Here is a 22,517-nt window from a genome sequence, read left to right on the forward strand (position 1 = left end):
ATTATTTGTTTGTAAAAAGGATTATATTCACTTCCATATATTTACACATTAAGCTGAGCAAGCCGCACGAAAAGCTGGGAATGGAAAGCCACCAATACATCATCCAAATGATCCAAACGGGCCACATTTTCATCCTAATGTTCCAAAAACACCCCAATGGACTCCGCATGTACCATCCCCCATCATCATTTCTACAATTCTATCTTTGATTTTAGTATGAGGCAACAAGAAGGAAGTAGTAATGGTTTACCGTCTGTAAAATGGGATTAATTTAATTCATTAGGAGAATAGCATGAATACAATTAGAGATTTCTATGACTTATTTGACTTAAGAAAACAAGAGTCCATTATCGAAGAGATTAATAATTTTCTAGAGAAAAATTCGATTGAAACCATAGATCAAAAAAATAAAAATACATTATTGCTTGCTGCTATGGCGGATAATAATCTTGAAATTGTTCAATTTTTGATTTCAAAGGAAGCCAATGTGAACGGAAACCGCAAAGCTGCATTCTACCCTCTAGAAAGAGCGGTGATGACAGGGGATATAAACATAGTCAAGGCTTTAGATGCTACCGGTAAATTAGAGTATCATCGGAAAGAGGACCAATCGCTTGTTTATTCTGTAGCATTTAATGATTCTATTGACATTTGTTCCTTTTTATTAAATAAAGGAATGGATATCAATAGAAAAGATTCCGATGATTATACTGCATTACACTGGGCCATGCAACATCAAGATATAACAATGATTCAGATGTTAATTAATCATGGTGCAAACATAAACGTTGTTAATTCTGATGGGCATACCCCCTTGTATCAGGCTGCCGGAGACAATAATATGAGTGAAATAAGGTTATTATTAAACTGTGGGGCAACCGTTGACTTAACTAAAAACTATACTCCGTTTATGATAGCTTGCGCACTTGGCCACTATGAAATCGCAACTGAATTGATTCATTATGGAGCAAATGTCGATTTTAAAGATAATGATGGAAGAACGGCATTGTTTTATTGTAAAATAAGACAAAACAACAAAATGGAGAATTTTTTACTTTCTATTGGAGCGTCAAGCGATATAACAGATAACTTTGGAATATCTATTCAGGACCTAGAAAATGATAGCATAAGAAAAAAGCTATACGACGACCTGTATTAACTTTATAAATGATAGAATAACTCTTATCTATGGTGCTCTGTGATTCATTTCACAGAGCACTTCTGAATTTTTCCTTGACGGAGCAGACCGGGTATGATATTCTCTGGTTCCTTTACGAAAGCGATGGCAGAGTCGGTTTCACCTACAACGATATGGCGTATTAGTACACGAAGAACGCGCAGGGCGACGTAACCGGAATTGTTGACGCAAACTGCAACACTGTCGTGGAATATTCCTATGACGCCTGGGGCAAGCTTTTAAGCACCACCGGTTCTATGGCGGATACGATCGGCCAGAAGAATCCCTTCCTTTATCGCGGGTACTACTACGATTTCGAGACCGGGATGTATTACCTCAACAGCAGATACTACGATCCGAATACAGGTAGGTTCTTGAATGCGGATGGCCAGTTTAACCCCGACACCGGTCTTGCAGGCAACAATCTGTTCGCTTACTGTAATAATGATCCAATAAATGCAAGTGATTACAATGGCGCTAGATTTACTGAGTCAGACGATGGGTCTGGAAGATGGGTCAACTACGTTAATAATAGAATGTATTCAGGCACAGGAAGACCCATTACTGGTGGTGCAAATAGTAGCACCAAAAACAATTCTGTGGTTCAGTCCTTGAATAATCGCAAGCCTGGAAAGGCCCCACATGTTGGTTGGCCTAAGCTTCCCCCTGATTTAGGTGGAAAAAACCAAAATGGAATTCCGAAGGATACTGGGATGGTGCCCCATGGAGGGAGATATACATGGGACACATTCACATGGGGCCGGTGTGGACCGAGGTAATGGTCCGCAGGATGGTCATTGGGATGATGAAAACAGCAATAATCGTTGGGATAGAAACGGTGTTCCACTCTTTCAAAATCAGTCATTTTCATTTACAGATCAAATTTCTAACGCAACTGGTCTTACAGGAGTAGCATTAGCCGTGTATATAGTTGTTTCAGAAGGGTCTCGCATAATACCAGCAAGAAATATAATTCCAGTTCCACAAATGAATGAGGTGCTATATGAAAAAGACAATCAGTATAGAAGAATATCAAGAAATAAATATTAAGACAATAGAATTCCCTAAGAAAATTTACGTAGCATATGCAGTATGTAGAAGGGATTGCGGTAGCAGCGAGTTTATTAAAGGCGGTGCGACACAGATATGTAAGCATTGTGGGCATCAAATGTTTCGTACCGAGGAAAGAATATATACTTTAGTTGATGATTCGTATTGTAAAGTCAATAATTGTGCGCAGAAATCATCTTCAAATGAAGTAATTAAAATTAGTGATTATTTCAAGTTGGAGGATTACCCTGACGTAGCCCCAAATTCCGTAGAATTTCCGACTGAAATTTGTATTGTCTATGCAGTCTGCAGAAAAGAATGTGGAAAACAGAGAATTTCTGATTGATAGTCAAACAGATATATGTGAATATTGCGGACACCATATGCTTCACACGGTAGGCAGAAAATATATTTTAACAAAAGATGAAACCTAACTTATTTAGTTAGTATTAATTTCTTAGTGCGTAGATGAAGAATCATTTGCGCTCTCTTCTATGGAGGGACTTTTTTGTCCGGAGCAAGAGTCGTATTAAACTCCCGTTGCTTTCACATCGCCCGTGCCGGCGAGAAAGGGACAGGAAGTATTCCGTAGAATGATTTGATTGCCAACGGCAAAAACGTAAGCTATACTTATAACAATTCTCCTTAAAAGACATATTCAAATCAGATTATATTAATCCGCACCACGCTTGGCATAAGGCAGCCCACAGAGATCACCGTGAATAAGGCTGAGGCCCATCGGATTAACCGGCGGGCCTTTCCTCTCTAATTGTTTGCCTAACTAGCAACCGAAACAACACACTGCTTTTGCGGTTGCTGGCCGGGTAAAATGGTATATATCCCGGCAGAGCTTCCTGGCTTACCGATTGCTTTGATTTCGAAATAATAATCATTGCCCGTGTGGCTGAACAATTTGGTAAGAAAGACTCCTCCCGTCCCTACTGAAAAAGCGGGAACTGTTCCGTCAGGAGCAGTAATTTTAAAACGGTAAGTGGCTCCGCTCTTTACAGAAAATGGCGTTGTAGTGTCACTGGTACAAGCCTTTGTTGAGGGTGGAGCCTGTATGGTTACAACGCAGACTTTTTGAGAAGGCTGGTTGGAAGCGGCCATATAAAACCCGGCGGACTGATTAGGCTGACCAATAGCGGTAATTTTATAAAAGGAGTCATTCCCTGACTTTTTCGCTAATTGGGTTGTAAAAACTCCAGGTGTTCCGGAAACAAAAGTATTTACGTTCGTGAGCCTGAAAGTATAACTTTTACCTTGTTTTAGATAGAAATTATCTGTTGTATCCGATTTCGGAATGACGCCGCTGGTCTTGGGAGTACTAATAAAGCCCACATAAACGGGAAAGATGGAGCGGTCTGAAGAGGTTGGGAAAGTCGCTATGAAGTAACTTCCGCCTTGTGTATTGGGCTTAGCCGATACGGTAACATAATAGTCGTTTCCAATTTGGTTTACTTTTTGTATCGAGAACACTTCAGGAAGATCCGCCATAAATTTGGGCTTTAAAATACCTTTAACGCTTAATTTATAAGTATATGATTTGCCCGGTTCCAATTGAATAATGGAGGGAGTATCGGAAATAATGGAAGGAATTCTGATATCTATAATGAACGAGGCAGTCTCTCCGTTCAGCCGGGCAAAAACGTCGGCGGTTCCGGGATATAAAGCTTTTACACTGTAAAGATATCCTCCCGGAACAGTGCCTTCCAATTTGGTGGTTGCGTATCGGTCATCTGTCGAGACTGTTGGTGCGACATCTGATGAAGTGTATGCAATAAAACGATATGTATCGCCGGTGTCACAGTTGTGGGTGGTCGTGGTATCAAGTCGTAAGTCTTTGTTTTCTCCAATGGTTACGGTACAAAGTCTTTCATGAAGGTGGATAACCGTGCCTCCTATAGATAACGTAGCACTTTGGCCGACATCTCCGACAGGTTCAATGCGAAAGAAAAAGTCGTGATCGGCAGTGGGCTCATAATCCATTATGGTGGCTTTGATAATGTTTTCGTTATCCGATACAACACTTGGAGAATTAGCTGTTTGAGTGTCAGCATAAACACAATGCACCTTCAGAATGTAGGCGTTGCCTTTCGCGATTGTAAAATCATCTGTAACATCCGTTGAAATAGTGTATGGCTGTTCGCCAAAAACAACGACTTCACTTGTAACGCTATATCCATCTGACGCGGTAACCGTTATAGATGCTACCTCGCGTCCTTTGAACCCTGTTAGGTACATTATGTATCCTTTAGTCTCAGGGTCTTCAACCATCTCTGCCCTAATAACAGAATCGTCGCTTGAGGTCGCCGTGAGGGTAACACCATTTTCAACAGTAAAAAAATAGGGAGTTCTTTGCCACATGTTAACTTCTTGGTACTCATTTAAAAATTTAGCGCAATGAAAAGAAATCGATCCTGTTGAAGGAGCGAAGCCCTGCAAGCATAAAAATAATAGAGACATAACTAAAGAGAAGCTGAGAAATCGAAGACCTTTTTTCATTGTAAATCCCCTTTATTTTGAATTTCAATACTAATATTGTAGCATAAAATATGCTGGGGATAAATCCAAACTATTTAGTAATTTATTCCAATAACAAAGTGAAATCCGGACCTTCAGTACAGCGCATATTCATCCGCGCCGCCTACTTCCGCATATAATTAGGTATTTCCGCTTCCGACTGCACGAGATCGGCATAACCCACCGGATCAGTATAGATTTTCATGGAATCATCTCCCTCTGAGTCTATATAAAAATCATGCCCAGCAAATCAACTGCCCAGGCATCTTAAATGCTATTCCGAAACCCTTTCCAATGACAAAAATTTCGGATTTATTGTTCAATGAATCAAGTGAATCTGCCTTGCCTTTGCGAATCGCGATCCGATCATTGAATACTTTTTTGTGAAATAAGCATTTACAACACTGACAAAAACCCCATGCTGCTTAAGGAATATCAGTATCGGATAATGGTATGCTCCGGTTGATTCCATAACTACTCGAACTTCATCATTCAATCTATGTATTTGTCCTACAAGCAGCAAATCTTTTTCGCAATGCTGAACATTATACGAAGAAATCAGCACTTCACCATAAGGACGCATAAAACAGACCGTGCTCTTTCCTTTGGAAGCGTCAACTCGACACTAACCATAGAATTCCTCCTTTAAATTACATGGAGTCTCCATCCTCGCTTATTGCCAATCAGATTGGCTTGTTACACGAAAGCCGTACGGTTTCAACCTGCCAAATCGAATGCTCATAATAAGGGGGTGGCTGGGATTATGTTACGGACACGAGATCCCAATGCGAAGTACGCCAAGTCATGTCTCCCTCCTATTATAAAAAACAAGCGCAAACATCACCAGTTACTGGCCAATGTCTGTGCTTATTAGTACCAATGGGAAGTTCATAGTTACAGTGTGACGAAACCATCTCTGATTATGGCCAAATTGAAATTGCAGCTTATCAATACTTTCTTTGTTTTGCCTGAATAGAAGATAGATTATGAAAGTTTTAAAAAAGCATATATCTCAAACTGATAAGTTCCTTTATTTACTGTGAAAGTGAACTGGTTCTGGTCATTTCCATAGCTTGTCAGATAATCAAGATCATGTTGCGAAATTTTTTTAATTTGTGTTCGTTCTTCCTGCGTAGCGATTGTCTCAAGAATCGTATGAAATGACAGATCCTTTGCTTCAATTCATAATCACGCCATTTTCCCTACTCCCATTGTTCCGCCAATTAAAAAAACATTTTTCATTACTAACTCTCTAATTTTCGGTTTGTCCGATACTTCCCATTATATAAATAATCAAACTGTAGCATAAAAAATATCATTAACATTACACGAAGTTCAATCTGCACCCTGTGACTTCTCTGTATGTTCATTTAGCTGTGTATGAATGCTTACAATATGGGCACTTAGGATAATCTATATCATGTTTTTTTCCACATTCGGGGCAAGTCCTTTGCGCAATTTGATTTCCCCCTTTTATATTATCTGATGAGTCTAATTTTTCTAATTGCTTTTTTTTAAACCGATATAACTTAGCTTTCTTTAAGTAAACTATTCCAAACCATATGCAAACAGAAGTAGCTACCAAAAAAACTACGGTAATAACGATAAAGTTAAATAAAGGAGAACCGTCAACAAATGAAACCACAAAATAAGGAGTATTGCTGAGAAATAGAAATTTTATAATAAAACAATAGAAAATGATTAAACCAGCTGCCTGAATAAACATCCAAATAGCAAGAGGCATAGCATTACCCGAAGCTTTAATGGCGGGGGGTGTTTTTCCTGTGCCTACATAATATCCAGGATTAAACTGATTATTCTGATATTCAATCATATCATCTATAGAATTTTGCTCCGAATTTTTATCTATGCTGAAATCTTTATCTTGTTTTGACATTTATTCCACCCACCTATTATATAAATAATTGGAATTATCCGCTGATGCATGATTCAACATAATGAGCAGTCCAAAGGATAGGGGAAAGTGCCTATTATGCTTATTAGGTATGAACTTGGGGATTAAGGCAACCGGGCAGAAACGGCAAGTATAGTTAAATGACTTTAGCAATCAACTGAACGAGATTAAAATACTTTCCGCCCTCGGCTTCCATCATTTTAATATCACCAGCGACAACGGGATGGTAGGCAGTCAACCATTCGCTCCATGCTTGCTTGCAGCAGGTCATCTCACGAATGTCCATAATGTCTATGCCCTCTGTTTTCTGCCATAGATTTTTCCACCAATCAATCGAGCGTATCGTCCTTGCTACTTCATCATTCCAGAACGGCTGCATTTCATCGGGAACATTGCTTCCAAATTCATATTTTAGTCCGGGGATTGCCACGGCGATATAGCCGCCTTTTTTCACGAAAGGCACAAGTGACGGGAGCATTTCCTCCGTATCGCCAAAATAATGGTAAGCGTCCACTGTAAACAGCAAATCAAAGTATTCGTTTGCAAAAGGCAAGCCTTTGGTTGCGTCTACGGAAACTGGAATAGTCTTATCTTCAATCCCGATAAACTGAAAACGCTCATAGTTTTCAGTGGGAGAAATCCAAAGGTCGGCGGCAAAAATGGACGCACCGTATTTTTTCGCTAGCAAAAATGTGGAAAGACCGCACCCGCAACCGAGGTCAAGAATTCGCATATTCTCTTTGATGTTCAGATGAGATGCCAATTCCTCTGCCAATCGCATAGCGTTTGGCCCCATCATGGTGGCTTTCAAGAACTCTGCATTTTTATCATTGGACATAAACTGATCAGTAAATGAATACATGATAATCTTCCTTTCTAATTTTAGCCCTATAGAAAGAAAAAAGCGCAGTATACTACTGCGCTACAAATTACACCATTATAAAAACGGGTGTGTTCGTTCAATCTGTAAGGCAGTTTTTTATAACACAAATAAGAGCAGAACAACTGCTCGTCTCATGCGCTCAACCTAAATCCTTACAGAGTTACCGACATCAATACACTCCCTCTTTCTTTGATTCAGTTTATCATTACACTATCATTATGTCAATGCAGTAAATTTGCTGTATCGGCCAGAAGGTATATAAAATATAAATAATTAAATCGAGTTCGCAACAAATGAAACATTATGTGAAGTTCAGAAACCGGCGCCTACGAGTTTGAAGCAAATGCTCTTTGGCTTGACATGCAGCTGTTTCGTATTCTGCTATTTTCTTACATTAAATCCGCGCAGATATTGCTCCGGCCACTGATATTTGACGTCCAAATTACGGGCTGTGTGCAGCACCCAATAGGGATCGCGCAGAAGTTCCCGGCCCAGCGCAACTAGATCCGCGCGCCCTTCGCCCAGGATTCCTTCCACCTGATGCGGGTCGGTAATCAGACCGACTGTAATTGTAGGAAGGCCCGACGCCTGTTTTAGCTCTTCAGCAACTTTTACCTGATAGCCCGGATAAAGGGTCGGCGGTGGTGTTGGCACAACTCCACCCGTGCTTACGTCCAGCACATCAATATATGGCTTCACCAGTTCAATAATTCTGGCCATTTCCACTGGATGCAAGCCTTCTGGTTCGTAATCCTCGGCGGATACACGCAGTAAAACAGGTTTATCGTCAGGCCAAACCTCATGTATCGCCTGCAGCGTTTCAATCAGTATACGGCAGCGGTTTTCAGTTGAGCCGCCATAACCGTCTGTGCGGTGATTGGTGAGCGGTGAGAGAAACTCGCTGATCAGATAACCATGGGCGCCATGAAGTTCAATGGCGTCGAATCCGATTGCAGCCGCCCTTGCAGCCGAGCTCCGAAATGCAAGGATGGTATCACGGATATCCTCTTCCGTCATCTCATGAGGCATGGGAGAGCCCTCTTCGAAGGGAATGGCGCTGGGTGCGAAAATCGTTTTTTCCCGTGCTGTGCATTTACGGCCCGCGTGATTGAGCTGAATCGCCATTTTGGCCCCCTGCTTCTGACAGGCAGTGACGATTGGTGCAAGCGCTTTTGTCTGTTCATCATTCCAAAGGCCCAGGCAATGGTCGGAAATGCGGCCCCACGGAAGGACGCCGGTGGCCTCCATAATGATCAGCCCCACTCCGCCAACGGCACGGGAAGTATAGTGGGTAAAGTGAAAATTATTTGGCATACCATCTGTTTCGGAACTGTACATACACATGGGAGGCATAACGACCCGGTTGCGCAGAGTCATGCTTTTTACTGTAAGTGCTTCGAATAAATACATAAGATATTCTCCCTTCTATCATAGCTCCTGCCAAAACGGCCGGCTTCATATTATTTATTATATCACGGTCATGTATCGTGCCTCAATACGTTATAAACATTATGCGAAGTTCAAAGGAAGGGAGCCGACGGATTATGCTCATAATCTACCCATTTGAAATAGGATTAGTTAATAATTTTCCCCTTGTCTCTGGCTAAATTTTCGCGCCATTCGCGTCGTTCCGTAGTTGTGAGTTTCGCCCACTCTGTTTCTTCGCCAATAATTTTTAAAGGTGCCTGTGAGCGATAAGAGCGTGTTAGATTACCTGGGAATTTTTTGTCAGTAACATTTGGGTCGTTTTCAAATTTGCCTGTTGGTTTTATCATATAAACGCGTTCTCTTCCTTCTCCTTTTGCCAATGCTGCTGCAAGGCCTGCCCCATTGACATTAGCAGTGAAATAAATATGGTTCATTTTCAGCTCAGGTTTATAATTTGAGGTTCCACCCGCTGTCAGTAAATCATCAACCTGCAAATCCGCCTTTGTGCCATGATAAAATGGTCCTTCATCAGAAGGCGCACTCTTATAGGAATTCGACAATTCAAAATTTCGTAATGCATGATCAGAATCACCCATCGCCTCATAACATTTCGCAATGTTTACATATAACGTTGGGTATGCACTCTTAACATTTTCGTCATTTATATTTAGCGCACATTGTAAGGATGTTTCAAACCATTTCAATTTATATGTAGTACTTGTTTGTGGACGAGCTAAATGATAAGCCGCAATAAATCTTTCATAGTTGTCTGTTGCTTCGTGCCATGCTTTATGAAATATAGTGATTGCATCTTCCATGTTCCCACTATCCTCCATGCTCATTCCACTCATACAAAGTTTAATAACGGGGTTATTTGGATCAAATCTTATACTCATCTAATCTTACCTCCGAATTTATGAAACCACTTTAGTACTCCATTCATGAAAACATGATACCTGCATATCCTTTTCATATGCTTCCTATTTTAGTCATAATAATAATATTTCCAGTTTTCCATTTCTAGCTTAGTCCTAGACTCTTTATGTAAACATTATGCATAACTCAAACGGCGATTCAAGTTGCCACGATTAGTCTTGTAACTTTGCTTCCAAATAAACAAGGGGGAAGGCTGCTTTTAGTACCCTCCATGTTTGCACAGAAAAACCGTTTTGATTGATAAAGTCAATATACTCTTCCGGTTTCCATTTGGAATAGGTTTCAAACCCAATTATCTTTAATAAGAGGGCATTTAACTTCCATGTCGAATCTCTTAAGTGACCATGTGAAAAGGTAGGCGCTATCAGTATACCGTTTGGTTTTAGGACTCTCCTGATGTTCTTTAGTACCAATCCTGGGTCCGGCATGATGTGAAGAGCATTTGATATGATTACAGCGTCGAAAGTCTGATCTGAAAAAGAGAGCGCCGTAGCATCTTCAACTGAGAAATGCACGTTGTCAGGTGCTTCCTTTTTCTTTGCGGTCTCGATCATTTTGGGCGAGAAATCAGTAGCCGCGATCGATCGAACGGAATCGGCAATATTAATTGAAATAAGTCCGGTGCCTGTCGCAAGTTCAAGCACTTTCATCTCTTTCGTAAGTGTTCCAGATATAAGTCTGTACATTTCTGAATAGGCCGAACGGTTAAACCTGTTAATCTCAATATCATATATCTTCGCGTAATGATTCCAGAAGTTTTTATTATTTCGATCTTGTTTCAAAATTTACCTCCTAAGATATGCGCGCATTAAAGAACCCATGCGTTTACAATATGTGGTTTAAGTAAACATTATGAGAAGTTCAAAATGAAGGGGCAACTACCGTTGTGCTCATAATTTCACTATATTGAGGAGAGCCGCAATTCATAAAACTGTCGTACCCAAGTCGGGAACTTTTTGTATTCTTCATTTGTGGCGATTTGTAACAGTGTCCTTTTACCGACACGCCTATCCATTACCGCCAATATTTTGACAATGTAATTTTCGGATTCAAGGGCAACTTGAACCGGCATATTGCGAAATTGAAGTACCGCATTCAAGAAATCCATTTCACAATAAGTGCAGTCAGTATCCCATTTTGATTTCATTTTTCTGATTATTTCTTCATAAGAGAGTTTCGGTTCTTCCTTATGCAAGGCGGAAATATCATTCTCCTGATGAGATGTTTCTACCCATGAAAAATAGACAAATTCTTTACCGTCCAGTAGAATAGCCGCACGTCCATAGGCGTTATGTACATCATGATAGCGTGTATGAAAATACGTAACCCTGTTCTTCAATGTATCGCACAAGTTTTCGCTTAATTGCTTATTTAGCCCTGCACACGATTTGTAATGCTCCATAAATTCATCCTTCGCAAAATTATAAATAATTGGAATTACCTGCTGATACATGTTTAAACATTATGCGAAGTTCAAACGAAAGAGTAGAAGACACATTGTGCTCATACAACGCCGTGCTTCGACTGTTTAGCTTCTGTTGCGCTCAAATCCCAAATAGCGTGTACCTTGAAATGTCAACCTTCCCATATCATTTTCCACAAGCATTCCATATTCAATGTCATGAATTTCAAATTCCAAACGGTCACCACTGGTTACTTGAAATGTAGCGTAATATGTAGTCGATGATGATACATGCTGCATATTGTCTGTGCCTGTATTATGATGATAGTGATGCACGTCTGTCCGTTTTGTTACCATAGTCGCATCAACTGTAAGAATGGGGGATTCATTATTTCTTTTCCATTGTTTTGCACTCTTAATCAAACGCGCAATAATTGTGCCAAATACAAATATAAACCCAATAATTACGAACACAGGCACTATGGTAAACATTATGTCACCAAACCCACCAAAAGGTGAAAACCCCATAATTTCTATTCCTCCAGTTAAATAAACAATCTAAAATTTGTGTTGGTTTCTCTTTATTTCCGCTTATACACACATCGGAATTAAGAAAACACGGTGAGAAGTTCAAATGAAACAATAATGATTTTATAGTGTTGATCGATGATTGATAAATAGCAATAGACTGATATGGCAGGCTATATAAAGAATAAGTATTAACGATTATGCAAAGTTCGCAGGGCGATTACGACAGAGCGAGAAAGGTCAACCATTCTGCATATTATTTGGACCTGACTTCACAAAAAGAGAAGTAAAACTTTGGGGGAACTGCGTTTCAAAGCACATGACTTTATCAGAAAAAGGATGCTTAAACTCTAATTTGTATGCGTGCAAACCCAAACGCTTCAATGGATCTGTTTTTGCCCCATACTTTTTATCCCCCACGACATTATGTCCTATATCTTTCATATGCACACGAATCTGGTTTTTGCGGCCCGTTTCTAAGTTAATATTCAGCAAAGAGTATTCTGAAGTTTCATTTAAGACTTGATAATCAGTTATGGCCTCCAAGCCATCACCGGCACGCGAGCTTGAATACACAAGAAATGTTCTTGTCTCTTTAAGCCAAGATTGAATTCTGCCGCATTTTTCTTTTAGTTGTCCTTCGACAACTGCCACATAACCTCGTTCAGACACCAAATCCGCCCAGTTATCCTGTAGGGCCAGTTTCATCTTCTCGTTTTTTGCAACCATCAATACACCGGAAGTATCACGGTCAAGTCGATGTACTGCAAAAATACGATTTCTGGGATCTTTCATTCGCACATAATCTGTCAATAAGTGATATGCTGTAAGTTCCTTCTCTTTATCAGAAGCGATTGATAGCAGCCCAGCCGGTTTATTGATTACAATGATATCACTGTCTTCATATAGAATATCCAATACACTTTTCTGCTTTTTTCCTTCAATGATTGATCGTTTGATTTGTATCTTTTGTCCTTTGTGCAGCACAGCATCGTACTGAGTTATCACCATGCCATTCACTAAAACTTCTCTATGTGTCAGTAAAGACTTTACATGATTTCTGGACTTATTAGATAACTTGAGCAATAAGAAATCCAACAACCCACATGACTCAGATACCACAAATTCCAAATCGGGTTTTGAGACAATTTTTTGCTGCCCAAAGATTCGTTTTTGTCTATTCACAAACTTCTCCTCTTGTTCGATGCTTTCCTTATTCGATCCGCTTCATTTAGGCGACCCTACAATACGCTTGACGCCCCGATTGCAAAGATAAATTAATAATCGATCTTATTTCCGCCGTTCAGTTTAATCATTATGTGAAGTTCAAAACAGAGGGGGAGACGTGCTCATAATCTCATTAACAGACTAGAGTAGTACATTAAGTATGTGAGATTGATGGAAAAAGCAATTTTTCTTGTTTGAAGATATTCTTTTCGCTGTTTAATACAAATAATGTTTCTGCATTGCTATCAATTGGATTCACATCAAAACAGTTGCTGTCTATCGGTGTGAATTTCAAAGTTATTGCCTGTATCCCATCTGCTACAGATGAAAGAATATCTAATAAATTCTTACCTTTATCACAAAAAACATCAAAACAGTTCAGAATGTCACTATCTTGTTCTGCAATTACAACTGCATCATATTTTGGCGAATAGTAAACACAGTCTTTCATTGCCGAAATACAATAAAACATTAACAAACCAAAATTGTTAACTACCTGTACTTTTGAAAAAGGATTGGTTTTTTCATAATATTTCTTTAGCATTTTTTGATCATGCAATGAATTTATATCAAGTTTTTTACTTGATTCGGACGTGCTATTTATTCCTAGATTGAACTGATATTGCGTTTCCTTTGTAAACCCAAATTTCGGATAGAAGTCTAAAACACTTCTATTTGCAAAAAGGAACATGGAATCACACTGAATTTCCCAATCGCTCTTAATTTTTTCCATAATGTAACGAGAAAGCCCTTGATTACGATAAGCCATATCCGTCATGACTGTGCCTAATTGAATATAGTTGCGTCTGTGCCCCTGATAAAGTATTTCCATTCTATTAACAGAGATATTGGCTATGGCTTTCTCTCCATGAAACAATGTATATGGTATATACGATTTTGTCCAGTATCCCTCATGATACCAGTTCTCAAATGATAAGCCAAATATTTTAATTGCAAGTACGTTGAAAGAATTTCTCATAGCATCATTTGGCATGACTTCTTTACTCAACCGATAATCCACGTTTCTTCTCCTATTCTACTAATATAATTAATCACATTGTGAGATTCAGAATAACATAAACATTATGCGAAGTTTGTAGACCAAATATATTCATACTTACGTCAAATGGCAGAGAAATGTAAAGTTACCAAATTGAATGTTGCTCCCGACTTGTGCTGGTAGTTTGCTTACCTTCCGCCAACGTCTATAGCAATTATTTGTCATTCCGTTTTAGGGAAAATCGTTCAATGGCAAGATGAATCTCTTCATCATTTAAAGTATTCGGCACCTGCACGTCAGCTTCGAAGCCATCCATTTCCGTACCATCAAAACGATATAATTTGGCCAGAAGCTTCCATAAGATTTCTAGCTCTTTCTCATCAAAACTTTTGAAGATATCTGCCATAAAATCAACTGTCATGTTACTTTCACTGACCATCGTTTCAAGCCCTAAATTCGTCAAATGTACATTAACCGCCCTTTTGTCCTTCTTGCTGGGAACAATCGTAACAAGGCCTTTCTTTTCAAGGCTTCCTACCAGTTGAGTAACGTTTTGTTTGGTGGCTCCGAGCTTATTGGCAATATTGACAATAGTGGTTTCGTCTTCGGGTAAATGAAGCATAGCTATTACTGTCATATATTGTCTGGAAGTCAGAGGAGCGCTGTATTTATCACCTGTTGTCTGCAGTTTATTAGAAACGGAAATCAGGCTTGAATAAACCTGTTGCATTAAATGTAATAGGTAGAATTCCTTATCATAATCCAATGTTGCAACCGCCCTTACAAGAACTCATATTTAGTAAAGTAATTGTCTATTTAGTATACAACGAATCGAAAGAACAATCAAGAAACCCATGATTTGAATAAGATATTTCGATTTAAAAAAGAGCAGAGCAAAATGAATGATCCATTTTGCATCTACTCTTTAATTAGGATCAAGCTATTTGAGTTGGATACTAGAAATTAATTTTTAAAAAACTCAATTGTTTTCTGGAACGATTCATATTGTCCTTGTGCATTCCCCTCAACTGTTCCGCCGGAAGTGAATATACCCTCGTTCATCGGCATTTCAAGGGTAAAACTAAGCGGAATAATGAAAGGGATCGGCATAGGGTGACCCATATTTTCATATGACAGCAGTTCCACATGGTGGCTATAATTGTGATTCTTAATATTCCTCAATATTTCCGAACAGGCATCGTAACTGTTCCAGATGTTGTCCTTTTTCCCGCAGATCAACAAAATGTCGGCTTCGGAATTTTCGACTTTTATCCTTGCCGCTTCTTTGTTGTTTGCTTTCTCAAGGCTCTTTTTATAGGTGCTGGCAAACCCAAAAGGAATCCCTTTTTCGATATCCTTTTTACAATCCTCAAAGAAAATATTATTATCTACTGCAACGAACGGAATGGATTTCCCCTGATAGGACCAGGAGGAAACATTTTTGCCGCTCATCAGCCCATCTAATGCCTGAAAGCAATAAGTATGTGGCTCTACTGCTACTACTTTTTTAATCTGACTGTATCGGGAAGCGAGTAAAAGCGCTAATTCACCGCCTTTAGATGTTCCGTGAAGATAAATTTCTTTGGCTTTGGTGATTTCATTGCTTTCCAGCCAGCGGAATATCTTTTCGAAGTATTCCAAAGGTACTTCTTCTAACTTTTCCGGCAATCCGTTTGCGCCAAAATAGGGCACAATCAACACGTTGAATCCTCTGGAAGCAAGCGGGCCAGCCATCAAGGTCAGGCCTTCCAGCTGCCCATCCGATCCCCCGAGCATCAAAATTGTCTTGTTTCTGGAATTTTCCTGATAGAACAACTGCCCGGTAAATCCGTCGCTGATCTGCTTTACAACGATGTCTTTCGCTTTAAAATTTCTTATGAGCTGAATTTCTCTCTTTTCCGAAGAAGATTCTAATGCCAAATTCATGAGAATTGGCCTTTCAATGTTGATGTTCTCGGCAATATTTTTCCCGACCGATCTCGACTGTTTCAAAGAATAGATTAGGCCCATACTGTCTGCAGCTTGATAGGTGCCTTTCACAGGCTCCGATTGGTCAAAATTCACTTCACCCGTTTCACCTACCGAAAAGACTGCGTAAGATGAAAATTCCTCGCCGCTGCACCAAGGTAATTCCATTTTCACGCTCGCCTTAAGCTTGCTGTTTGGATTTAATCCAGAAACTTTGATATGTACTTTTTCGTCGACAAAGCTCTCTTGCTCTATGCTGATTTTCATGAATGACTCTCCTTTAACATGGGTAAAATTGTGAGGTACCTATTACCAGCTGATATAGTAAATATATTTACTATATTCAGTATAACTATTCTGTTTTATTTTGTCAATATATTGACTATAATATAGGGATCGTATAGCAGCAATCTAAGCTGGGAGTTCTCTACATTGGCAATATAGAGGTCAGCGGTCCGGACCCGCCATGCTCTTCGAAAGGAAACCACAAGGCTAAAACCTTATGGTTTATCAATTATTTATCAAAAGATACCACCATTTTCTATGCCCTAAAAAAGAAAGACGCTGTCTTAGTAAAAGGACAGTGTCTTTTGTTTGGTTGCAGATAATTCCGAGTCAAGTTTATCATGGGCCGTCTGGTTCATGAAGATCAAAGCAGATTTAAAATTGCGTTTGTAAAGGTACGGAATGCAGAGGACGAGTCCAGTATTGACGGGCACATCAATACTGGCAGCCAGATAAAACAAACCAAAAACAAATACAATAAACTAAAACAAATATTTTACTTCGCTATAATACAAATAAAACAAACACGCCTTATACTGTATATCATGTCGCATACGATTGATTAACGGAAAATCTCTGCTTGTGCAGAGGACTGTAAGGAGGAAATCCAACATGAAAGAAAAAATATTTTCGTTGGGAATTCTGCTGCTGTGCATCACCATGCTGTCCGGAACATTCTCCGGCTGCACGCCGTCTTCTTCAGGCGGCCCGGCGTCGTCTTCCCCCAGCAGCGCGACGGCGGTGGCCGGCAAGCAGGCTGTCACCAATGTCACCTTCTGGTATTCCATGGGCGGGCTGGGCGAAAAAGCACTCCAGAAAATGATCGACGATTTCAACAGCTCTCAATCCGATATCCATGTGGACGCCAAGTATGAAGGAAGCTACACGGATGCAATGAACAAGCTCAAAAACTCTATCAAAGGCGGCCAGCTCCCTGATGTTGTCCAGTTGGGAGACGAGAGCACGCGGTTCATGATGGAAAACAAAAGTGTCTTACCTCTTCAGAATCTCATTGACGCGGAAAAATACGATCTTTCCACCCTTGAGCCGAACATTCTGGCTTTTTACAGCCTCGGCGGCAAGCTGTACTCTATGCCCTTCAACAATTCCACCCCCATTTTATACTACAATAAAGACCTCTTCCGAGCCGCGGGCCTCGACCCCGAGAATCCCCCCAAGACCATGGATGAATTGATCGCCGCCGGAAAGAAGATTTCGAAAAAAGACGCTAAGGGGAATCTGCAGGTTTCCGGCTGCGAAATCAACAATAGCGATATCAATGAATGGCTGTTCTCGGAGTGGATGTGCCTGCAGGGTCTGCCCTTTGCCAACAACGACAATGGCAGAAGTCAGAGGTCGACCGCCGTGGCCTACGACCAGAATGGCGGCGGTCTGAAAATACTTCAGAAGCTGCTCGAGGTACAGAAATCCGGCACAGCGAGTTCGGCAAAGACCATCAATGATATTTTCGGACGTTTTGCTTCCGGTCAGTCGGCGATGATGCTGTCTTCTTCCGCAGGTCTTTACACGGTGCTCACTACGATCGGCAGCACATTTGAGGTCGGCACAGGACCCATGCCGTCCATCAGCGCAGGCGACAAGGGCGGCATATCCGTTGGCGGAGCGGCGCTATGGATGATGGACACCAAGGATTCCGACAGGCAGAAAGCCGCGTTTGAATTCATAAAGTTTATGACTTCCCCGGAGCAACAAGCCTACTGGTGCGGTCAGACGGGCTATTTCCCCGTCACCACGAAATCCTATGATCTGCCGGAGATGAAACAGCTCCTTTCGGAGAAGCCCCAGTTCAAAGCCGCAATCGACCAGCTTCACAAATCGAGCCCCCAGAATCAAGGCGTCCTGATCGGCACTTTCCCCGAGCTTACCCAACAGTATGAAGATGTGATCAACAAGGTGCTCTCCGGGGAGTGGACACCCGAGGAAGGAATCAAGAATGCGGCCGGCCAAGCAAACAAAACCATCGCGGAATATAATGAAAACAATCCCCTCGATTAAGGACCAAGCCACGGGCATAACCCCATGGTGCAGGGGATTTGGAAGGAGAGGATACCATGAAACGCCCGGATACCGCCTCGGCCGTTTTTAAAAGAATAGAACCCTATTTTTATCTGGTTCCGTGTTTGATATTGGTCGGACTTTTTGTTTACTGGCCGCTGTTCCATACGCTTTTCCTCAGCCTTTCCAAAACAAACGCAATGGGGGATGCGGTGCGGTTCGTGGGAATTGAGAATTACCGGACAGTCCTCTTTTCCAAGGAGTTTCTCAATTCCTGTGTCGTGACGGGCAAGTTTGTACTGCTCACGGCAATCCCATCCATTGCGCTCGGACTTGCGCTGGCACTGCTGACGGAAAAAAAGAAACGGGGCAGCAGCGTTTTCGAGATGCTCTTTTCCATGCCGGTGGTAATCGCGTCCGCCTCCGGCGCCATGATCTGGAAGCTGATGCTCAGTCCCTCCACCGGCTTTGTCAACTTCATTTTCGGCCAGAAGCAGAACTGGTTTACGGACAAGCAGTTCGCGCTGTTCGCCGTTGCGGCGCTGACCGTGTGGCTGAGTGTAGGAATCAATTATATATTTTTCCTGACCGGCCTAAGAAATGTTCCCGGAAGCATTTCTCAGGCCGCAGACATGGACGGCGCAGGACCGTTTCAGAAATTCTTCAGAATTACGCTTCCGATGATCTCGCCTACCCTCTTTCTGACATTTATCATGAATATAGCGTCCTTTGCACAGACCTTCACGCAGATCATGATCCTTACCCGCGGCGGACCGGAGCAGTCCACCAATGTTTTGGTCTATTCCATCTACAATAACGCCTTTGTGAATGACCGATATGCCGTCGCCTGCGTCCAGTCCATCTTCCTGTTCCTGATCTTGCTGGTGGTGACCCTACTGCAATTCCGGCTGGAAAAAAGGGTGGTGTACGATTCTTGATATGAAGCGTATGTCTATACAGAGGACAGGGGCCATCCCCTTCCTGTTGAAACTGATTTTCGGGTTTCTAATGGTTATTCCGCTGGTTTATTGTGTTTCGCTGTCGCTGATGACGCCGGGCGAGATATTCAGTTACCCGCCCAGGCTGTTTCCAGGTAGCTTGAATACAGACAACTACCGGGAGCTTCTTCAAACGATTCCCCTGTTCCGCTTTCTAGCGAACTCCGTGTTTCTGGCGACCATATCCACCGCAAGCAAAGTCCTTCTGGACAGCCTTGCCGCCTATGCTTTTGCCTTTTTTGAGTTTAAGGGAAAAAAGGTGCTGTTTTTTGTGATTTTGTTCGCCTATATGGTGCCCGCGGAATCAATCATCGTTGGGAATTTCTCCACAATTACAAAAATGGGGCTGCTGGATACCATGGCCGCGATACTGCTGCCCAACCTGGCCTCGGCGATCGGCGTTTTCGTCATGCGTCAGCGTTTTATTTCCATCCCGAAAGAGCTTCGGGAGGTTGCAGTGATCGACGGCTGCGGCTCTATGCGCTTTTTTTGGCACATCGCGCTGCCGGTGGCACGGTCCTCGGCTGCTTCTCTTGCGATGATAGAATTCGTCGGATCATGGAATATGTATCTGTGGCCGCTTCTGGTAACGAACAGCACCGAAAACCGGACCATCCAGGTTGGCATAAGCATGTTGAACTTTTCAGACTCCCAGTCCTATGGACTTTGCGCAGCGGGGATCGTAGCGTCACTTGTCCCGCCCATCGTTCTGTTTCTGCTGTGCAACAAAAAAATCGTCGAGGGCCTTACCGCCGGGGCTGTGAAGGGATAACCCGGGCGAAAAAAAAATTTACATCATGGAAGGTTAATCAAAAGATGAACATTGAGATCCCCGCGTTCTCCAAACGCGGCAATTGGTACAAAGGAAACCTGCACACACATACGGTCCTTTCGGACGGAAAGGCCACCGCACAACAGATCGCCGCGCTGTATCGGAAAGCCGGCTATCATTTTCTTGCAATCACCGATCATAATGTGTTTCAAGCCTATCCGCAGTTCTCCGACGAGCGGTTTTTAATGCTTGCGGGCATCGAGCTTACGCCGGGGTTTGACAGAAGCGATCGTGAATTGATGGAAACCATGGAGGCATACCAGAAGGGTGAATTTGAATTCAAAAAAGCAAGACCTTCCCTTTGCCAAAAGATTGATGCGCTGTGCAGCCCGCACGTGATTGCCGTCTCCCGGCGGGAAAGCAGTGTGTTTTGGGAGGCAGAAAGCTGCCGGCTGACGGGAATCCAGAATATGATCGATTATGCTGCAGGAAAAGATTGTCTTTCCGTCGTGGCCCATCCTACATGGTCGAAGCTGGATACACAAACACTGCTTTCCCTCCATGGCCATATCGCCATGGAAGTCTACAACCATGCCAGCAGTCCCTGGGAAGAATCCTCCACCCACTGGGATTCGGTGCTGGACCACGGTGTCCGCGCATTCGGTATGGCCTGTGACGATACGCACGAGCCGGGTGACGCCTGTGGAGGGTATCTTATGGTCAGGGCTGCCTCTCTGACATATGATGCCATCATCGGGGCACTTGAGAGCGGCGACTATTATTCTTCCTGCGGCCCTGCGATAGAAAATTTCTATTTTGACGGAGGGAACGTGGGGATTTGCTGCTCGAAGGTGAAAGAGATCCGCTTTCTGACAGACAATCGGTTCGGCCGGACATACCGTGCAGAAAAGGGATCCTTTCTGACGCATTGCACCCATAAACTTTTGGGAAACGAGCAATATGTACGCGCGGAAATCGTGGACATAGAGGGCCGTAAAGCATGGACAAATCCGGTATTTCTATGATAAGATTCTTTCATACATGCATAAACGATCATAACGGGAGGAAAGAGCAGTGTCATTGGAGGGTGAAGACCGCAAAGCCTATATTCTCAGCATGTTGGACAGCATGGGAAAAGTAAAGGTTACTCTGCTTTCGGAGGAATTGCAGGTAACGCCGGAGACCATAAGACGATATCTGGAGGAACTGGAAAAGGAGAAGCGGATCAAGCGTGTGTTTCCGCTTAGCTTTATCAAAGATTATTATCAAAGCAATTTGGTTGCGTCGGGTTGGCTGTTTACCGTAAACTATGCGGTCAGCATTATCCCCTTTGTGATCCTAATGAATTGGCTGTATTACAAAACGGGACGCAATATTTTGGTGGCGATTGCTTTTCATATTACTGCAAACCTATTTAATGAAATCTTCATGACGGATCCACACAGTAAAGTAATTCAAACGCTTCTCCTGACTGGGCTGGTGATTTTTCTCCTCATAAAAGAAAGAAATCTCTTTTTTAACCAGCCGGTCTCACCGACTGCATGATCCACTAAATTACCCGCACTGGAAGCGCAGCCGGCAACAAAAAGGAGATGATTGCAAAGTTAAAATGTGGTATAATAAATAAAAAGCCATGAAAAGGAGGCTCGCCTATGAAAAAGCGCTTGCTGGAGTTGTTACAGGAAGAAAAAGAGATGAAGCTCAAGGGTGGTTTGTATCATCAGACGCAGATAAAACTCGCATATAACTCCAACCGTATCGAGGGAAGCCGCCTTTCGGAAGACCAGACGCGGTACATCTACGAAACCAACACCATCAACACTCCTCCGGAGGAATCCGCCGACGTGGATGATATCATCGAGACCGTCAATCACTTTTCTTGTTTCGACCACATGCTTGTCCACGCGGATGAAAAACTGACGGAAGACATGATCAAGGAGTTCCATCGGCTCTTGAAGCGCAACACCTCGGACGAACGCAAGGAATGGTTCCGCGTCGGGGACTACAAGACCAGAGCAAATGTTGTCGGCGGTATGAGGACAACCTCCCCCTCAAAGGTCGGCATTGAAATGAGCAACCTGCTTGACGGTTATCATGCGAAAGGACCCATTGCCGTGAAGGATATTATAGACTTCCATTACCATTTCGAATGCATCCATCCCTTCCAGGATGGAAACGGCCGGGTCGGACGCATCATTCTCTTCAAAGAGTGCCTGCGGAACGACATCATGCCCTTCATCATTGATGAAGAACATAAGCTGTTTTATTACCGCGGTTTAAAGGAGTATAAATCTGAGAAGGGGTATCTCACGGACACCTGCCTTTCGGCTCAGGATCAGTACGCAGCGATGGTGACATACTTCTTCCCGGAACTCACGCAGTCCGCGTCGGTGCGTACACAGTTATAAG

The 22,517-nt window shown here is 42.2% G+C and carries 23 protein-coding genes; 10 read left to right on the forward strand and 13 right to left on the reverse strand.

The window, feature by feature from the left end; genetic code table 11:
- Nucleotides 1-292 precede the first annotated feature (292 nt).
- The 4 genes from ACRQU7_RS15085 (at nt 293) to ACRQU7_RS15100 (ending at nt 2,573) form a co-directional block, all read left to right on the forward strand.
- On the forward strand, nt 293-1,159 hold the full coding sequence (locus tag ACRQU7_RS15085) for an ankyrin repeat domain-containing protein (protein WP_444641599.1): 867 nt from the start codon (nt 293-295) through the stop codon (nt 1,157-1,159).
- A 224-nt stretch (nt 1,160-1,383) separates the two neighbouring features.
- On the forward strand, nt 1,384-1,956 hold the full coding sequence (locus tag ACRQU7_RS15090; RefSeq protein WP_444641600.1) for an RHS repeat-associated core domain-containing protein: 573 nt from the start codon (nt 1,384-1,386) through the stop codon (nt 1,954-1,956).
- Entirely contained in the window at nt 1,901-2,227 is a 327-nt protein-coding gene (locus ACRQU7_RS15095) for a hypothetical protein (RefSeq protein WP_444641540.1), read from the forward strand. The genes ACRQU7_RS15090 and ACRQU7_RS15095 overlap by 56 nt, the downstream gene beginning before the upstream one ends.
- A complete protein-coding gene (locus ACRQU7_RS15100) occupies nt 2,181-2,573 on the forward strand; it encodes a hypothetical protein (protein WP_444641539.1) in 393 nt (130 codons plus the stop codon). The genes ACRQU7_RS15095 and ACRQU7_RS15100 overlap by 47 nt, the downstream gene beginning before the upstream one ends.
- Nucleotides 2,574-3,004: 431 nt before the next feature.
- On the opposite strand, the gene ACRQU7_RS15105 is transcribed toward ACRQU7_RS15100, so the two are convergent.
- From ACRQU7_RS15105 to ACRQU7_RS15165, 13 genes are all read right to left on the reverse strand, one after another.
- Nucleotides 3,005-4,732 carry a hypothetical protein gene (locus tag ACRQU7_RS15105; RefSeq protein WP_444641601.1) on the reverse strand — a complete coding sequence of 576 codons (1,728 nt, stop codon included), beginning with the start codon at nt 4,730-4,732 and terminating at the stop codon, nt 3,005-3,007.
- 337 nt (nt 4,733-5,069) lie between these two features.
- Complete coding sequence (locus ACRQU7_RS15110; protein WP_444641602.1) at nt 5,070-5,333, reverse strand: IS110 family transposase; 264 nt, start codon at nt 5,331-5,333, stop codon at nt 5,070-5,072.
- Nucleotides 5,334-6,116: 783 nt separating this feature from the next.
- Entirely contained in the window at nt 6,117-6,647 is a 531-nt protein-coding gene (locus ACRQU7_RS15115) for a hypothetical protein (protein ID WP_444641603.1), read from the reverse strand.
- A 154-nt stretch (nt 6,648-6,801) separates the two neighbouring features.
- Entirely contained in the window at nt 6,802-7,527 is a 726-nt protein-coding gene (locus ACRQU7_RS15120) for an SAM-dependent methyltransferase (RefSeq protein ID WP_444641604.1), read from the reverse strand.
- A 402-nt stretch (nt 7,528-7,929) separates the two neighbouring features.
- Nucleotides 7,930-8,958 carry an NADPH dehydrogenase NamA gene (gene namA, locus ACRQU7_RS15125; protein WP_444641605.1) on the reverse strand — a complete coding sequence of 343 codons (1,029 nt, stop codon included), beginning with the start codon at nt 8,956-8,958 and terminating at the stop codon, nt 7,930-7,932.
- Nucleotides 8,959-9,122: 164 nt separating this feature from the next.
- Complete coding sequence (gene arr / locus ACRQU7_RS15130) at nt 9,123-9,872, reverse strand: NAD(+)--rifampin ADP-ribosyltransferase (protein WP_444641606.1); 750 nt, start codon at nt 9,870-9,872, stop codon at nt 9,123-9,125.
- A gap of 192 nt (nt 9,873-10,064) precedes the next feature.
- On the reverse strand, nt 10,065-10,694 hold the full coding sequence (locus ACRQU7_RS15135; protein ID WP_444641607.1) for a class I SAM-dependent methyltransferase: 630 nt from the start codon (nt 10,692-10,694) through the stop codon (nt 10,065-10,067).
- Between the two features lie 119 nt (nt 10,695-10,813).
- Nucleotides 10,814-11,314, reverse strand: a complete 501-nt coding sequence (locus ACRQU7_RS15140) for an SF0329 family protein (RefSeq protein ID WP_444641608.1) — start codon at nt 11,312-11,314, stop codon at nt 10,814-10,816.
- Nucleotides 11,315-11,440: 126 nt separating this feature from the next.
- On the reverse strand, nt 11,441-11,842 hold the full coding sequence (locus tag ACRQU7_RS15145) for a DUF2500 domain-containing protein (protein ID WP_444641609.1): 402 nt from the start codon (nt 11,840-11,842) through the stop codon (nt 11,441-11,443).
- A gap of 240 nt (nt 11,843-12,082) precedes the next feature.
- Nucleotides 12,083-13,027 (reverse strand): RluA family pseudouridine synthase, encoded by a 945-nt coding sequence (locus tag ACRQU7_RS15150; RefSeq protein WP_444641610.1) that lies wholly within the window; start codon nt 13,025-13,027, stop codon nt 12,083-12,085.
- Nucleotides 13,028-13,223: 196 nt separating this feature from the next.
- Nucleotides 13,224-14,090 (reverse strand): GNAT family N-acetyltransferase, encoded by an 867-nt coding sequence (locus ACRQU7_RS15155; protein ID WP_444641611.1) that lies wholly within the window; start codon nt 14,088-14,090, stop codon nt 13,224-13,226.
- A gap of 193 nt (nt 14,091-14,283) precedes the next feature.
- On the reverse strand, nt 14,284-14,835 hold the full coding sequence (locus ACRQU7_RS15160; protein WP_444641612.1) for a MarR family winged helix-turn-helix transcriptional regulator: 552 nt from the start codon (nt 14,833-14,835) through the stop codon (nt 14,284-14,286).
- A 197-nt stretch (nt 14,836-15,032) separates the two neighbouring features.
- A complete protein-coding gene (locus tag ACRQU7_RS15165; protein WP_444641613.1) occupies nt 15,033-16,304 on the reverse strand; it encodes an acyl-CoA thioester hydrolase/BAAT C-terminal domain-containing protein in 1,272 nt (423 codons plus the stop codon).
- Between the two features lie 630 nt (nt 16,305-16,934).
- Between ACRQU7_RS15165 and ACRQU7_RS15170 the strand changes: the two genes are divergently transcribed.
- The 6 genes from ACRQU7_RS15170 to ACRQU7_RS15195 all read left to right on the forward strand — a co-directional run bounded on the left by ACRQU7_RS15170 (nt 16,935) and on the right by ACRQU7_RS15195 (nt 22,516).
- Entirely contained in the window at nt 16,935-18,338 is a 1,404-nt protein-coding gene (locus ACRQU7_RS15170; RefSeq protein ID WP_444641614.1) for an ABC transporter substrate-binding protein, read from the forward strand.
- A gap of 56 nt (nt 18,339-18,394) precedes the next feature.
- Nucleotides 18,395-19,276 (forward strand): carbohydrate ABC transporter permease, encoded by an 882-nt coding sequence (locus ACRQU7_RS15175; protein ID WP_444641615.1) that lies wholly within the window; start codon nt 18,395-18,397, stop codon nt 19,274-19,276.
- Nucleotides 19,277-19,286: 10 nt separating this feature from the next.
- Nucleotides 19,287-20,108, forward strand: a complete 822-nt coding sequence (locus ACRQU7_RS15180) for a carbohydrate ABC transporter permease (protein WP_444641616.1) — start codon at nt 19,287-19,289, stop codon at nt 20,106-20,108.
- Between the two features lie 44 nt (nt 20,109-20,152).
- Nucleotides 20,153-21,133, forward strand: coding sequence for a hypothetical protein (locus tag ACRQU7_RS15185; protein ID WP_444641617.1), 981 nt, complete (start codon nt 20,153-20,155; stop codon nt 21,131-21,133).
- Nucleotides 21,134-21,182: 49 nt separating this feature from the next.
- Nucleotides 21,183-21,653 carry a DeoR family transcriptional regulator gene (locus ACRQU7_RS15190; RefSeq protein ID WP_444641618.1) on the forward strand — a complete coding sequence of 157 codons (471 nt, stop codon included), beginning with the start codon at nt 21,183-21,185 and terminating at the stop codon, nt 21,651-21,653.
- A gap of 107 nt (nt 21,654-21,760) precedes the next feature.
- Nucleotides 21,761-22,516 carry a Fic family protein gene (locus tag ACRQU7_RS15195; RefSeq protein WP_444641619.1) on the forward strand — a complete coding sequence of 252 codons (756 nt, stop codon included), beginning with the start codon at nt 21,761-21,763 and terminating at the stop codon, nt 22,514-22,516.
- The last annotated feature ends 1 nt before the right edge of the window (nt 22,517 follow it).

Source organism: Caproiciproducens puteiluti (assembly GCF_052442865.1).
Lineage (GTDB): Bacteria > Bacillota > Clostridia > Oscillospirales > Acutalibacteraceae > Caproiciproducens.